The organism is Pseudomonas sp. c313, from assembly GCF_055407145.1.
Genome location: NZ_JBUZRD010000004.1, coordinates 150,873 through 165,593, shown reverse-complemented (window position 1 = coordinate 165,593; position 14,721 = coordinate 150,873). Strand labels below are relative to the sequence as shown.

Here is a 14,721-nt window from a genome sequence, read left to right as displayed (position 1 = left end):
TCTCGTTTAAGTTTGACCAGCCCAGCACGGCCCACCGCCGCCTGAGTCCCTTCCAAGCTCGCCGTACAACCAGCGATCAAGACCGCTGACCGCTTGCTGCGAGCAATTCCTTCAATATCGCCGCCGGATCGGCCCGCTGTTGCTTGCGGTAGTTGCCGACATGACGAACGAATAACGTCGCACGCGTCACCAGGCTCTTGCCCAGTACTGGCTTGCGATCCAACTCTTCCTTGATCCTTTGAAACTGCGCCTGAATCACTGCATCGGTGTAGCGCGTGCCGGTGGCCAGGTTGTCGATATAGATCGCCACCGCGCCGTCCAGCGCGCTGCGTCCATTGTCGATAGCCGTGGCAAACAGCTGCGCGCTGGCCTCGTCCTTGGCGTCCAGGGACTGTTGACGACTCTTCTGCAGATTGGTCAGGCGAATGTTGTAGTTGTTGATGGTTTCGGCCACCAGGGCGGCGGACTGAATCAGGTTGCCGGCCGCTTCCTCGCGCTGCTGGGCGATCAGCGAAACGTTGCGTTTGAGCTCTTCGTTAACCAGGCCCAGCTCGGCTTGCAGGCGTGGGTCGACGCTGGCGGCGATGATGCTGTCCAGGCGCTTGGTCGGGTCCTGGGCGTCATCGATGGCATCGGTCAGCGAAGCCAGCCGACCTTCTTTCTGCCACTGGGCGAACAGCTCCTTGTAGCGCGAACGGGGTGCCGACAATGCGCCAATGGCCACGCGAAAACCGGTGGTTTCGTTGCTTTGCTCGGTGCCATCAACCGCGAACAACGGGTACTCGCGGCGCATGCCGGTGAACAGCGTGCCCTCACCTTCCAGGTAATTACCGCCCTTGACCACAAAGCCGCCGTAGGTGCCCTGGCGGCGCCCGGCGTGGACCAATTGAAAGGATTCCTGGACCATTTCGGCGGCGTTGCCAATCACGTCGAACATGCCGATCGGGTTGGGTAACTTGGTGCCAATAGGCATCAAGCGCGCGGCCTGGCCGGTGCCGCCAGCGACCTGGTTGAACACCGCCCAATCCGCCAACGGGCCGTCGCTTTCGCTGCCTTCAATTCGGCGCGGAAACAGCCGGCCCTCCAGATCCTGGCGGCTCGCGGCTTGACCGCCCCGCGCAGCGAATTCCCACTCCACTTCGGTGGGCAGGCGCACAAAGCCCAAGCCGCCATCGTCTGCCGAAGAACCCCGGCCGCTGACCGGCAGCAACTCGCGGTGGTGCTTCATCAGCCACGCGCTGTACACCGCCGAGAAGCGTTCTGCTTCAAAGCGCGACAACTTGACCTTGGGCAAGCGCCCGGCCATGCCGGAGGGTGCGTCGCAGGCCGGGGCCGGTTCGCCACTGGCTAGCGATTGCGCCTGGGACATGACCTGGGCGTATTGGCGGGCAGTGACTTCGTACTTGCCGATGAAGTACAGCATCGGCTTGAGCGGAGTCTTGGCGTCGGTCTTGGGCATCAACGGCGCGATGACCTTGTTCCAGCCCTTGGGCAAATCCTTGAGGGTGAACTGACCGTTAATAAAGTCCCGACGATAACCGGAGATAAACGACTGCTGATAGCCCGCCTCGCCTTCGCTGAACGGGTAGCCGAGGCTGATCTCGCGGTCGTCCAGGGTGCCTTGCGCCAGCACGTAGGCATAACGGAACACCATATTGCCTTCGCACGGCAGCGGCAGGCTGACGTCATCGGCCAACGGCTTGGGGTTGTCCAGCTTGTCGCTCGCCTCATCGGCCCAAGCCATCGAGGCCAGGCTCAGCGCCACGGCGGCGCCCAGTAACTTATACATCTCTGATTCCTTCAGAAGCCTGGATACGTGCCACTCGCCAACCGCCACAGGCTGCCGCCACGGCGCTGACGCCGAGGATTGCAACCAGGGCAAGGGCGTAATGACGCGCCAGCAGGTGGCTGGCGTATTCGCCCGGCACCTGCACAAATAATTGGTTCAAGGCCGACTCGGCCAAACCGTACAAGGCACCGCCGAGCAACGCGGCAAAACCTGCGCTGTACAGCGCCTGCAACACCACAAACAGCAGCAACGCGCCGGTGGAAAAACCCAACAAACGCAACACCGACAACTCCCGCCGCTTGCGCTCGACTGCCGCCAGCGCGCCCGCAAAAATCGCGGCAAACGCACCGGCCAGAGCCAGCCCGCAAATGATCCAGAACACAATCGACAGGTTGCGGCTCAACGACTGCACCTGGGCGATGGTCTGGGCCTGGGTCGACACCAATAGGTTCTGCCCGGCGAAATACACCCGTAACGGCTCGACATCCGTCAGGCTGCGGGCATATAGGCGGAACGCCGGGTACACCCGTTGCTCGCTCACGCCGACTGCATCGCCGTCCCAGCCCAACGCCGGTACCGCACGGCCATCGCGGTAATCTTCCGCCGCTTCCAGCAAGCCCAACGTCGCGAAGATTGCGTCTCGGGCGAACGCTTGCAGCGGTAATACGCTCAGCACCTGAACGCGAGTGCGCTGCGCCTCAACCCGACCCGCCACCTGGCGACCAAAACTCGCTTGCAGCCAATCCCCGTCCTTCGCCCCCAGCTTCTCGGCAGCCGTATGGCTCAGCACGATCTGATCCAGACCCTGAGGCATGGGCATCCCGGCCAACAACGGATCACCTTCGGTCGTCGGCAGCATCTCCACCGTCACCACGCCAGCCAACAGTGCCGTCGCCGCAATCTGCCGGGTACGCGGCAAGGCAAATGCCACATCGCTGCGCTGGCTGAGCTGCTCGACAAATGCACTGCTGAATCGACCACCGCCCAACGGAATAATTTCCCGGGTGGCCGGGTCATTCTCCAATCGTTCGGTCAAACTGCTAACCAGTCCAAACTTCAGGCCAAATAACACCAGCAACGGCGCGATCACCGCCACCAGCGCCAACACCGAACAGGCCGACAGCCAGGCGTCGTTGCGGTAATCCTGCCAGGCCAGGGAAGCCACTAGCGCGCCGCGCATCAGCAGGCCTCCCCAAGGGTGGCGGTGACGCCGCCGTCGGCGTCACGACGGCAACTGATGCGCCGCACCTGCAAGCCACTGGCGCGAGCCAAAGGTTCGTCGTGGGTAGCGATTACGCAGCACACGCCGCTTTCTCGGGTCTGGGCCAACAGCGCCTGCATCACTCGCTCGGCGTTCAGCGGATCGAGCGCCGCGGTCGGTTCATCGGCCAGCAACAACTGCGGAGCGTGAGCCAACGCCCGCGCGCAGCTCACGCGCTGGCGTTGGCCCACGGACAAGGCAGCCGGTTTCTTGCCCAATTGATCGGTGATTCCCAGTTGCTCGGCGAGTCGTGCCACGCTGCCGTCGTCCTTCAAACCCAACAACTTCCGGGACAGGGCAATGTTGCCGCGCACATCGAGAAAGCCCAACAGGCCGCCGGTTTGCAGCACATAGCCGAGGTGCCGGCTACGCAGATCTGCCAAGGCACTTTGCTGATCGGCACGCCATAGCTCGGCGATGTCGACATGGTTGAAGTCAAACTGCCCCGCCTGATCCGGCGCCAACACCAAGGCCAGCAAATCCAGCAGCGTGCTTTTGCCACAACCGCTTGGCCCGACAATCGCCAGTTGCTCACCGGCACCCAGTTGCAGCGCCGCAATCACCAGGCTATAGCGCTGGCTACCGACGCCCCGGCTCTTGTGCACCGCGCTCAAATTCAGCATTACGGCAACGTCGACAACGGCACGCGGTACAACGCATCACCCGGTTCGGCATCGCCGAAACGGACCCAGTTGGCCACATCGTTGTGGAAGGTCTCGTAGAGACGGATTTTCGAATCCAGCTCGTCGATAAAGTCTTCCTGCTCAGCCACGCTCAAGGACAGCCACAAGTCCTGGGTCATGTTCAGCGATTTGCTGCGGTACGGCAGGCCTTCCAGGTATTCACCAAGAATGCCGCCGTCGGCCAGGTTGCCGCCCTTGCGCAACGCCGACGGATCGCGGCTCATGTAGGCGCTGGCGCTGGCGATCTCCTGGAAGAAATCTTTCGGCGAGGTTTGGGTTTTACGTGCCGCATCGACGATCAGTTTCAGCGACTGCTGCAAATCGTTGAGTTGCAGTTTGGTCAACATCACACACACCTGAAACGCCGGCAGCGCCGGGTTGGTCAGGTCACGGTCGGCGGTCCAGGCGCTGACCAGTTGCGGCGCCTGACTGGCGGTTTTTCGACCGAGAAAATCCATGTGCATGGCATAGCCGACGGCGGCGGACTTGTCCGCCAGGCTCGGCGCAGCACTGAGCAGCGGCACCGGCTGCGGCGTGTTGCTGCGCACTTGATGCACCAGATTGGCGAACACGGTACCGATCTCATCGACGCGCTCGCCGAACTTGCGCACGTCGCCACCGAACACCGGCGTGTACAGATCGCCGATCTGTGGGTTGGCGTCGGCAGTCAGGATGCGGTACTGGGTTTCAGCGCCGCTGTGGGTTTTCTTGCCCGCGTCGGTGCGCAGGTGCAAGGCGTAGATTTTGATCTGCTTGCCCAGCGCCGCCTGACGCACTTCGGCTTCGTTCATTTGGGTGGCGGCGAACGGGTCGTTCTTGCGCAAGGCGCCTGCGTCGGTGACCAACAGGATCAAGCGCCCGCCATAGCCGGACCAGTCCATGCCTTCCACCGCCTGCATCACCCCGGCGAACGCATCTTCGTTGAACGAGTGGCTGGAGACCGTCGAGGCCTTGACCTGCCGCGCCATGTCGAGGAAGCGTTGCGGGTCGCGGCCCTGATCCAGGGTGATGAGGGTCTTGGCCACGTATTCCAGGCCGGGGGTTTTCTTGATGCTGCTGCGAAAGCCGATCATGCCGAAGCTGACGCTGCCCAGCTCGCCCCGCTCGGCGATGCGGGTTTGCAGCTCGTGGACCACATCGCGCACCTGGTCGATATAGGGTTGCATCGATACGGTGGTGTCCACCACCAACACCACGGCGGTGCGGAAGGCATCGGCGTTGGCGCTGATCACGGGCGTGGCGGATTTGGCCACGGTTTGTGGCGTGCTGCCGGGGTCGATGGAGGCAACATTGAGCAACTGCACCGGCTGGCCGTTCTCGTCGAAGCTCTCCTTGGAGTCGAAGATCGGCAGCAGGTAGAACTGATTTTGCGGGACGGCACTGGCAGTAGGTTCCAGGGCCAGGACCTGCTGGTTGTCCTCACTGTTTTTCTGCGCCTTGAGCAGCAGGCTTTTCGCCGCGGCAGGATCGGCCAACAATTTTTCCACTTCGCCGGATTGGCGCAGGAACATCACGGGGGCGCGGCCCGAGCGCTCGGTGAACTTGAGTACCAGGCTCTGCTTCCAGTCACTGACCTGGGCGGCTGGCAACCAGCCGTCGCTGCGCCCGTCGGTGGCGGCGCCAATGCGCAGCCAAGGGCTGCCATCGATGTCCTTGCGCTGATAAACGTAGAGCACGGAAAACGCCGGCAAGGCCCTGCCCGGAGTGCCGCCTGCCTCAACGGAGAGCTTGGCGCCGGGCTTGCTGAGCACGCGCTGGAACAAGGTTTTTTTGCCGGCCATAAGCAATGGGCGCTGGCCGCCGTCGACATCGGCCACTAGCGGCTTAACCGCAGTCGGTGTGTTGACGGGCGGCGTCGTGACCACTGATGCCGCCGGTGGAGCGGCTGGCATATCGTCACTCATCCACCAATAACTCGCCCCGCCAATGGCCAACGCGACCGCCACCGCAACGGCGGCGAGTGCCAGCACCGGACCACGGTGCTGTTCGGAAACGGCGCGGTGTTGCGTCGGCGTCACCACCGGCTGGCGCACAGGCTGTGGCTGTGGCTTGTCGGTGGGAATCTCGATGGACACCGGGGTCAGTCCCGCCAGATCTGTGCTGACCGGAATCGGCATGACCACTGGCCGAATCAACGTCGCCTCCACCGCTTCCTTCGGCAGGTGATCCAGCGCCCATAGCAACGCCGCCGCATCCGCAAAGCGCTCCGCCGGGTCCTTGGCCAACAACTTGCGCAACACATCCTGATAACGACCATGGTGCACCGGCAATTCCGGCAAGGGCTCGGTCAAGTGCGCCAGCGCGGTGGAAAGCGCATCGTTGCCGGTGTAAGGCAACTTGCCGACGAGGATTTCGTAAAGCACCACGCCCAGCGCATAGAGGTCGGCGCGACCATCGATGTCCTGGCCCCGAGCCTGCTCCGGGCTCATGTAGCTCGGCGTACCGACAGCAAAACCGGCCTGGGTGAATTGGGTGCGGTCGTCCAGGGACTTGGCGATGCCAAAATCGGACAGCACAGCGGTGCCATCGGCGCGAAACAGAATATTCGCCGGTTTGACATCCCGGTGGACCAACCCTTGGGCATGGGCATAACCCAATGCCGAGGCTATCTGGCGGATGTAGATCAGCCCCTGCTCCGGCGTCAGGCCAGCGGCGATGCGCTCCTTGAGCGTGCCGTTGGGCAGGTATTCCATGGCCATGTAATACAGCTCACCGACATTGCCAATGTCATGGATAGTCACGGTGTGGGGGTGGGACAGCCGCGCCAGGGTCTTGCCTTCGCGCAAGAAGCGCTCGCAGAAACTCGGGTCGGCGGCCAGCGCGGCGGCCATGATCTTCAGCGCCACCTTGCGCTCCAGGGAACGCTGGGTCGCCAGGTAGACGCTGGCCATGGCGCCTTCGCCGATTTCGCCTTCGATGTCGTAACCGGGAATGACGATGTTCATGGCGAAACCTTCACGACGATGGCGGTGATGTTGTCGGGCGCGCCACGGTTGAGCCCCAGGTGTACCAGGCTGCGGACAATTTCGTCCGGTTCGTCATGGCTCAGCACCTCGTGGATCTCATGGTCCTCGACGGTCTTGTTCAGGCCATCGCTGCACAGCAGGTAGCTGTCGCCGGGCGCGATCAGCAGGTCGACCACCGACAACTCCAGTTGTGCCTCGACGCCAATGGCGCGGGTGACGATATTGGCCCGAGGGTGCACCCGCGCGTCGGCTTCGCTGAGCAGGCCACTGTCTTGCAGGTCCTGCACGTAGCTGTGGTCGCGGGAAATGCGTTCCAACTCACCGTCTCGCAGACGATACAGGCGGCTGTCACCGGCCCATAGGCACACGCCACGCAAGCCTCGCGCAGCCAGCACCACCACGGTGCTGCCCATCATCGTCACGCCACGGTTGGCGGTTTCTTCACGCACCGCCGCGTTGACTCGATTCAAGTCACTGCGCAACGCCGAAGCATATTCATCCAGGGAGCGGCCCACGGGAATGCTGCGCAGGCTGTCGACAATCAAGCTGCTGACATAATCGCCGGCCGCATGACCGCCCATTCCATCAGCAACCACCCACAGGCCGTTTTCCGGCAGGTCCAGACACGCGTCCTCGTTGACCTGGCGGACCATGCCGACGTGGCTCTTGCTCGCGGATTTAAAGGTGACGCCTAGGGTGGACCGCATCTACACAACACCTTCTTGTCCGAGCAAAAATTGCGCAAAATCAGCGGCGGGCGGCAGGCCCTGACACCGCATCAAACCTGGGGAAATTCGTTCCGAACCACGTCCCCACCACAGGCTCGCGCCTTCGCAGGCCTGTTCGGCGAGCACCGTCATCCGTGCTTGCGGATCAATGGCAGTAAACCGTTGCAGGCCGGCAAAGCGACTGCCCAACGTGCGCGGCCGAGTCGCCGGGCCACCCAGGGCCTCAAGCCCCTCGCTGAAACCTTCAAAGCTGGCATCCACGTCCAGGGTGCTCAACAGCAACTCCTCTACCTGTTCAAACCAGGCGTCAGGGCCGCCGATGACCGAAGCAGGATCGGTGTCGTGACCCAGCAATGTCGCGACCGTCAGCGGGAAATAACGCCCGACCCGGTCGATGCTCGGCATCACCACACCGACGGCGGCGTCCGGCCCGCACACACCCGGCGCCAGCACAAAGCGCCACAACGGGCTGACCAGATACGTATTCAACCAATCACCGCCGAGGCTGCCTTGACTGGCGAGCAAACCTGCCGCCAGCCAGCTGTCCCAGGGGCCGATAAAACTTTGCGGCAGAGCGCGGCTGACAAAGTCCCCGCGACTGGCCAACTTGCCGTAGAAACCCAGCGTTTTCATAGCCGCTCCGGCAGGCTGAAGCCACTGAGCACGCGGCTCTTGAACGGGTTGAAGGCACTGTTGGCCCGCAGCTCGTAGGAAATGCTCGCGCCGTCGACCCGCAGCCGCAGGTTGAAGCGGTCCGGCGAATTGCCGGCAGTCAGGTCCGACTGCTCCAGCAAACGGAACCACGCCCACGGACCGTCCAGAGTGACGCCAGAGCGACCGCTGGCCGACGGCGGCATGATGGAAATCCGCACCACGCCGATGCTGCCAGGGTTGGGCCATTGCATGGCGACCGGACGGCTTGGACCGTGGTCGTAGCTCAGTTGCTGGCCGTCCAGGTCAAGCAGGAACTGAGTGATCGTCGCGTCCATCGCCACTGGCTTGAGTTCGAAACGTACAATCGGCTGAGTACCTCCAGCGCGGAAAAACGCATCGCGAATGGTCGCTGCGCGTTGGAAGGTTTGCAGCACACCCGGCGCAATTCCGAGCTTCTGCGCCGCGCCCGGCTGCCAGCGCCAGGTCTGCGTCGAGGTGTCGACATAAGGCTGCAGGTATTTGCGGAAGTAGTTATCCATCACCCCGCCCACACCGAAGAACTGGCCGAAGTCATCCAACGTCGCATCGCGGGCGCTGCCGGGGGACATCGGATAACGCCCCGCCAGGGACTGGCGGTAGACGTTGACCACTTCGCTGACCCAGGCTGCGTTCAGTTGATTGCGCACCCCGCCCATCATGCTGTTGGTGGTGGAGTTGACCACCGACTTGACCAAGCCTTGCACCAGCGGCGGCTGGCGTTCGGCGTTAAGGCTGACCCGCGTGGCCGCAGCCGCTGCCTGGTTCTTGGCCTCGCCGAGCAAGGCGTCGCCACTGGCACCAACCATGGCACTGACCTGCACATACAGCGCATTCATATCCGCCAGCAGGCCGTCGATGGCGGCTGGATCACCTTCGCTCTTGCTGACGATGCTGTTGAGTTCGGCAAAGTGCGTGGTCACCGGGTCTTCGCTGGTCGCCGGAGTGTTTGCCGCGGGTTGCTCCTGGCCGAGCAAACTGCCCAGGCGCTCCTTGAGCTTGTCGACACCGCCTCCCACCGGCGCCCCCTTGGCGGCCAGCAAGCGCTCTTCCTGTTGCAGGTCGGTTTCCTTGGCCACCGCCACCAGCAGCTTTTTCAGCGGCGAGGTCGGGCCGGAAATCACCCGCAAAACGTCGGCCGCCTGGGCCACGCTGGTGATCGGCACAAAGTCGATATCCGCCAGCAAGGCATCCCACTGGCGTTGATAGTCCTGGAAATACAGGCGGCGCACATCGGCAGCAAGGCTGACAACGTTCTGCTGATCGGCCGGCTCATGGCCCAGCACCCACTGCTCTTCAGCGAGGGTGCCGGCCTGGTTCAGGCTGGTGAGCAAAAAGCCCTGGCGATAACCCTTGGCGGTGAAGAGGCCGCTCAACGGGTCGCCCAACGGCTTGCCGCTCTTGCGACTGAACACCAGCGCGGCATCACGACCGGCAGCTTCGTTGATGTGAAAGTCCGGCACGCCATCCGGCAGTTTCTGGCGTTTGACCCGGTCATAGACGCGCTGGGCCACGGGCAGTTGTTGCAGCTGCCGACGCAAGTCGTCGATCAGGCGCGGGTCAAGGCGTGCGTTCGGCGGGTGACGTTCGAACAACGCCTGCAAATGCCCGATCAGTGCCTGGCGCTGATCGGCAGGCAGGTCGCGCGGCAGGTTGCGGTCCCAGTCCAGGGCGATCCAGGCCTTGATGAAGTCCGGGTCGTAATGCTCGTTATCGGCGAGCATCAGGTAGGCCTTCAAGCCTTCGTAGAGGAAGTCGGAGTTGCCGCCGCCGTGCAGTTGCTCTTCGATGCGCGTCACCAGCCGTGGCGAAAACACCGCGATCAGCAACTTGCGATAGACGCTGCCAGACTCGGCTTCGAGCATGTCGCCCTGATACAGGCCCAGGCCTTCAGCCCAGCTTGGGGAATCACCGGCAAGGTTCTTCACCGCGTTGAGCAACGGCAGCACCGCGAGGACATCCCGTTGCGCCGGGCTGAGGTTTTGTACGGTCTGGCCCAGCGGTGCAAGCTTCTGATCGACCTGGGCGATATAGGCCTGGTTGGCGCGGTAGCTGATCCACCATACGGTGCTGACCACCAACACCAATGCCACGGTCGCGGCCAGGACGCCACGGGCGATCCATTTGCGCCGCCGCTCGACCTTGGGGTTGACCCCGACCAATCCGCGCTCGGCAAAGGCCACGGCGGTAAAGAGTTTTTCGATGAAGTAACTGCGCCCTGTGCCGCTCTGCCGCGCCAGGTGCTGGCGGTCCAGGTTCATGCTTTGGGCCATGGCGCCGATCAGCCGGTCAATCGGGCTGCCTTCCTGGGTACCGCTGGTGAAATACACACCGCGCAGCAATACACGCTCTTCAAAGGCGTTGGGTTTGAACACGCCTTCGAGGAAGTTTTGCAGGCAATCCTTCAGCGCACCGAACTGCTGTGGGAAGCCGTAGATCAGGTCACGACGTGCCGGGTCACGCTCCTGTTGCAGGCGCTCCACCAGGCGATCATTGAGGCGTTGTTCCAGGCCAGCGAACTCGCTTTGCAGATGAGCCAGCGGGCTGTCGCTATTCTTGCCGTCGTCCAGGGCAAAGGTCATGCCCCACACCTGGGCCCGCTCTTCCTTGCTCAGGTTGTCGAAGAACTCCATGAAGCCTGGCACCAGATCAAGCTTGGTCAGCATCAGGTAGATCGGGAAGCGTACGCCCAATTGGGTGTACAGCTCCTGGATGCGCAAGCGAATCGCCGCAGCATGGGCGGCACGCTCAGCATCGCTGCCCAGCAGCAGATCCGACAGGCTGATGGCGATGAACGCGCCGTCAATCGGACGACGGGAGCGCTGCTTTTTCAGCAGGTCGAGGAAGCCCAGCCACGCGGCTTTATCCACCGTGGCGTCACTGTCCTGGGTGGTGTAACGGCCGGCGGTGTCCAGCAATACGGCTTGGTCGGTGAACCACCAATCGCAGTTGCGGGTGCCGCCCACGCCACGCACCGCACCAGCGCCCAGTTGCGCCGCCAGCGGGAAGTGCAGCCCGGAGTTGACCAGCGCGGTGGTCTTGCCCGAACCCGGCGGGCCGATGATCACGTACCACGGCAGCTCGTACAGGTTGCGGCGTTCGTCACCGCCCAGCTTGGCTTTCTTCAACAGCACCAAGGCTTCGTCCATACGCTGGCGCAGGGTCGCCAGTTCTTCGGCAGTGGCGACGCTGGCGGGGTCCGGCGGGGTCTCTGCCGCAAGGCTGCGCATCACTTCGGCGGCCTGACGGCGCGCCTGGATAATCCGGAAAACGCGATAGGCGATCCATACCGCGAATACCAGGATGATCAGCGCCCAACGACGCCCTTCCGGCACCAGCATTTCGAGCAGCGGCCCGACAAACCAGATGATCAGGCTCAAGGCGATCAGGCCCAGCAGCGGGATCACCCAGCGAATCACAAAACTGAAAAACGCCTTCACTCGACCCCCTCCGCCAATACGGTGATTTCAACCCGGCGATTGCGCGCACGGCCTTCAGCTGTGTTGTTCGACGCCAACGGCTCGGTGTCGCTGCGACCCTCGGCGCTGAAGCGGTCCGGCTGGCCGGTCTTGGCCGCGAGAATCTCCAGCACCGACTTGGCCCGCGCCTCGGACAGCGCCCAGTTGGACGGGAAACGCAGGGTGGCAATCGGACGGTTATCGCTGTGCCCAGTGACACGCACCTGGCCCTTGACCTTGCGGATGGCATCGGCGATGCGCAGCATCAGCGGCTGGAAGTCATCGACGATGCTGGAGCTGGCTGAGGCGAAAAGCTCATCGCCACGGATAGTCACCACGGAACGGTCGACGGCATCTTCCACCGCCACACGACCGGCCTTGATGTCTTCGGCGAGGAAGCCCGCCAAGCGTGGCCGCTCGATGATTTTCGGCTGCACCACGGGGCGGTCAATGGCCTGCACCGGGATTTCCCCCAGGGTATGAATATTTTTGAACACCGGCTCGGCGTCCGACGCCAGTTTCATCCGCAAACCGAACAGCAGTGCCAGCAACAGTGCGAGACCGATGGCCACGGCGATCCACGGCGGCATGAATTGCGCCAGGCGATCACGGGCCACGGTAACGCCGCGCCAATGGGGCGATAGCTCTCGCTCATGCTCACCGCGCGCACTGCGAATGGCCGCAGCGGTACGTTCGCGCAAGGCTTCCAATTGGCTACGACCATCGTTCATTACCCGGTAGCGGCCTTCGAAACCCAGGCACATGCACAGGTACAACAGTTCCAGCAGGTACAGGCGTTCGCGCGGGCTTTGCAGGCAGTGATCCAGCAACTGGAACACCTTCTCGCCGCCCCAGGCTTCGTTGTGCACGGTGATCAACAGGCTCTGTTTGCCCCAGTCACTGGCACTGCCCCACGGCGTGCTGAGCACGGCTTCATCGAGGGCGGTGCACAGCGCGTAACGGGCCAGCAGCACATCGTTGCGGGCTACGCCGGCGGCCTCGGCGCGCTCTTCGAACTGGCGCAGGTAGGCCAGCAATTGCGCCCGCAGGCTCGACGGCGCCGGGTGGGAAATGGTGTTTCGCAGGCGCGTCAGTAACGCCAACAGCGGGCCAGCGGCGCTTTCCAGCGGGTTAAGGCCACAGGCGGTGCCGGTCAGGACCGGTGCAGCCGGCATCGACAGCGGTGCAGCAGTCGGTTCGGCGCGAGCAGGTTCCGGGGAACGACCACCCGGACGCGGCATGAACTGGGTGCGGTCATCATCATTGGGATGCATCGCGGATTATCCTCGGATGGCCCAGAAAGCCAGGTTCAAACCCGGGAACTGCCCGGCAATGTGGAACGCAAAGCCGCCGGAATGGATCAGTTGCTGCCAGTGCTCGCTGCCCCGGTCCAGCTCGTAATAAGTGGAGCCGGCGTGGTACGGAATCTGCCGTGGCGCCACCGGCAGCGGCAGCAGGCCGATGCCCGGCAGTTGCAGGTTGACCAGGTCGCGGATGTGTTCCACCGAACCGACCTTGCTCTGCTGGGCAAAGCGACCGCGCAAGGTTTCACCGGGCACGTCAGCGCGCACCACGAGAATGAAACTGGCGGTATCGATCAGGGTTTTATCGGCCAGCATCGCCACGTGCACGCCGTAAGCTTTCTCGACAATCGGGATCGGCGTGGCCTTGCTGTCGATCAGCATCGACAGCGCTTCGCGCAGGGCCTGCATCACCGGCGTGAAGCTCAGGGCCAAGTCGTCGTGCTGGTATTGCGGGAACTCCAGAGGGCGGCGGCCGGAGGTTGAGAATGTGGAGAATTCCCCCGCCAGGCTCACCAGTTCGCTGAAGAACCGCTCCGGGTGCAGCGGGCTCAACTGGCTCAGGTGCTGGATCAGCGGCTGGGCGCGGTTGACCAGTTGCAACAGCATGAAGTCGGCGATCTCCGAAGCGCCACCGGCGCCGGATGCGACCACCCGACCGGCCAGGGCTTCGCCGCGCTGGTGCAGCAGGCCCAGCAGTTCGCTGCGAAACGCCGTCAGCGGTTTGCTCGCGGCCACGTCCAGCACAGGTGGGATGTAGCTGTCGTCCAGCACCAGGGCGCGGTCGGCGCGTTTTTCCTTGATCCGCACCAGGCCAATGGCGGCGTAATCGCTGACGCCATCCTGGGCAGTCAACAAGCGCAAGGCCCGGGAGCCAACAGCCACTGGCGCACGGTTTTCGAAGGGGGCGTTGTCGTCCCGTACTTCCCGCACCTGGCTTACATAACGAGCAGCGCCGAGGGCTTCACCTTCGTCGACAGTATCGCGGGCGCCGGCACGCTTGAGGGGCAAGGCCAGGTACACCAGGCCATCGCGCAGGTTGTCGTCGATGTTCAGCGGGCTCGGCGCCAGGTCATCCTGGGGAATATTGAACGGTGTGCCATCGGGCAACAGGCCACGAGCCGAGACAATGGCCAGCTTGCCCTGGGCCAGCAGGCCCTGGTCGATCAGCAATTCGGAAAAGCCCCAGGCGCCGGCCGACAACGGGCGGCTGCGGGCGTCGATCAGGTTTTCCAGGTAACGGTCATGCTGCTGAAAGTGCTGCGTTCCGATGAACATGCCTTCCGACCAGACCACTCGATTGTTCCAGGACATGGGGGCTCCGATTGCTTATTGGGCAGGGCTGGATGGGGGAACCACGACGTCAGCGCGCACGGCACGAACATCAAGGCTGATCTGGTATTCGGTGTATTGGCGGGGCGGCACGCTGATCACCGTGCGCCACAGCGCCTGGTCCAGATCGCGATAGCCCACCAGCAGGCCGATCTGACGGGTGGCCGGGTCGAGGTCGCGCTGGATGCTCAGCTGTTGGCCGGGCAATATCTGCACTTCGTCCTGGTCGATCAGGTCCAGGCCGAGGGTCGCCTGGGCGCGGTCGGCCAAGGCGAAATAATCGGAGCGGCTGAAAGTGGCGGCGTTTTTCAGTTCGAAAATCCGCACCCTAACCGGGGCCGGTTGGCCGCTGGCGCCGGGGTTGAGCCCGGCAATTGCATGGAAGTGCAACTCGACGGCAGCAGTGTTGGCTTGCTCCTCGGAAGCCTCGGGCTGGGCTGCATCCTTGGCACACGCCGTCAGCAGAAGCATTGTGGCAACTGCGAGTAAAAACCTGGGAATCATCCTGCGCCC

The 14,721-nt window shown here is 63.3% G+C and carries 10 protein-coding genes; all 10 read right to left on the bottom strand.

Going from position 1 to position 14,721, the window contains the following annotated elements; all coding sequences use genetic code 11:
- Positions 1-76: 76 nt before the first annotated feature.
- From ACZRKZ_RS14295 to tssJ, 10 genes are read right to left on the bottom strand one after another with little or no spacing between them, the layout of a single operon-like run.
- A complete protein-coding gene (locus tag ACZRKZ_RS14295) occupies positions 77-1,789 on the bottom strand; it encodes a formylglycine-generating enzyme family protein (RefSeq protein WP_463967612.1) in 1,713 nt (570 codons plus the stop codon).
- On the bottom strand, positions 1,782-2,969 hold the full coding sequence (locus ACZRKZ_RS14290; protein ID WP_463981894.1) for an ABC transporter permease: 1,188 nt from the start codon (positions 2,967-2,969) through the stop codon (positions 1,782-1,784). The genes ACZRKZ_RS14295 and ACZRKZ_RS14290 overlap by 8 nt, the downstream gene beginning before the upstream one ends.
- A complete protein-coding gene (locus ACZRKZ_RS14285; protein WP_463981893.1) occupies positions 2,969-3,673 on the bottom strand; it encodes an ABC transporter ATP-binding protein in 705 nt (234 codons plus the stop codon). Before ACZRKZ_RS14285 ends, ACZRKZ_RS14290 begins: the two co-directional genes overlap by 1 nt.
- The gene (locus ACZRKZ_RS14280) at positions 3,673-6,678 is read right to left on the bottom strand and encodes a serine/threonine-protein kinase (protein ID WP_463981892.1); all 3,006 of its coding nucleotides are present in this window, start codon (positions 6,676-6,678) and stop codon (positions 3,673-3,675) included. The genes ACZRKZ_RS14285 and ACZRKZ_RS14280 overlap by 1 nt, the downstream gene beginning before the upstream one ends.
- Positions 6,675-7,406: a PP2C family protein-serine/threonine phosphatase gene (locus ACZRKZ_RS14275; RefSeq protein WP_463967608.1), complete on the bottom strand. Its 732-nt coding sequence runs from the start codon at positions 7,404-7,406 to the stop codon at positions 6,675-6,677. The genes ACZRKZ_RS14280 and ACZRKZ_RS14275 overlap by 4 nt, the downstream gene beginning before the upstream one ends.
- Positions 7,407-8,060: a type VI secretion system-associated protein TagF gene (gene tagF, locus ACZRKZ_RS14270; RefSeq protein ID WP_463967607.1), complete on the bottom strand. Its 654-nt coding sequence runs from the start codon at positions 8,058-8,060 to the stop codon at positions 7,407-7,409. It abuts the gene before it with no gap.
- Positions 8,057-11,557 (bottom strand): type VI secretion system membrane subunit TssM, encoded by a 3,501-nt coding sequence (gene tssM / locus ACZRKZ_RS14265; RefSeq protein WP_463981891.1) that lies wholly within the window; start codon positions 11,555-11,557, stop codon positions 8,057-8,059. Before tssM ends, tagF begins: the two co-directional genes overlap by 4 nt.
- The gene (locus tag ACZRKZ_RS14260) at positions 11,554-12,849 is read right to left on the bottom strand and encodes a DotU family type VI secretion system protein (protein ID WP_463981890.1); all 1,296 of its coding nucleotides are present in this window, start codon (positions 12,847-12,849) and stop codon (positions 11,554-11,556) included. Before ACZRKZ_RS14260 ends, tssM begins: the two co-directional genes overlap by 4 nt.
- Before the next feature lie 6 nt (positions 12,850-12,855).
- Complete coding sequence (gene tssK, locus ACZRKZ_RS14255) at positions 12,856-14,190, bottom strand: type VI secretion system baseplate subunit TssK (RefSeq protein ID WP_463967604.1); 1,335 nt, start codon at positions 14,188-14,190, stop codon at positions 12,856-12,858.
- Between the two features lie 15 nt (positions 14,191-14,205).
- Complete coding sequence (gene tssJ, locus ACZRKZ_RS14250; RefSeq protein WP_463981889.1) at positions 14,206-14,712, bottom strand: type VI secretion system lipoprotein TssJ; 507 nt, start codon at positions 14,710-14,712, stop codon at positions 14,206-14,208.
- Positions 14,713-14,721: the final 9 nt, after the last annotated feature.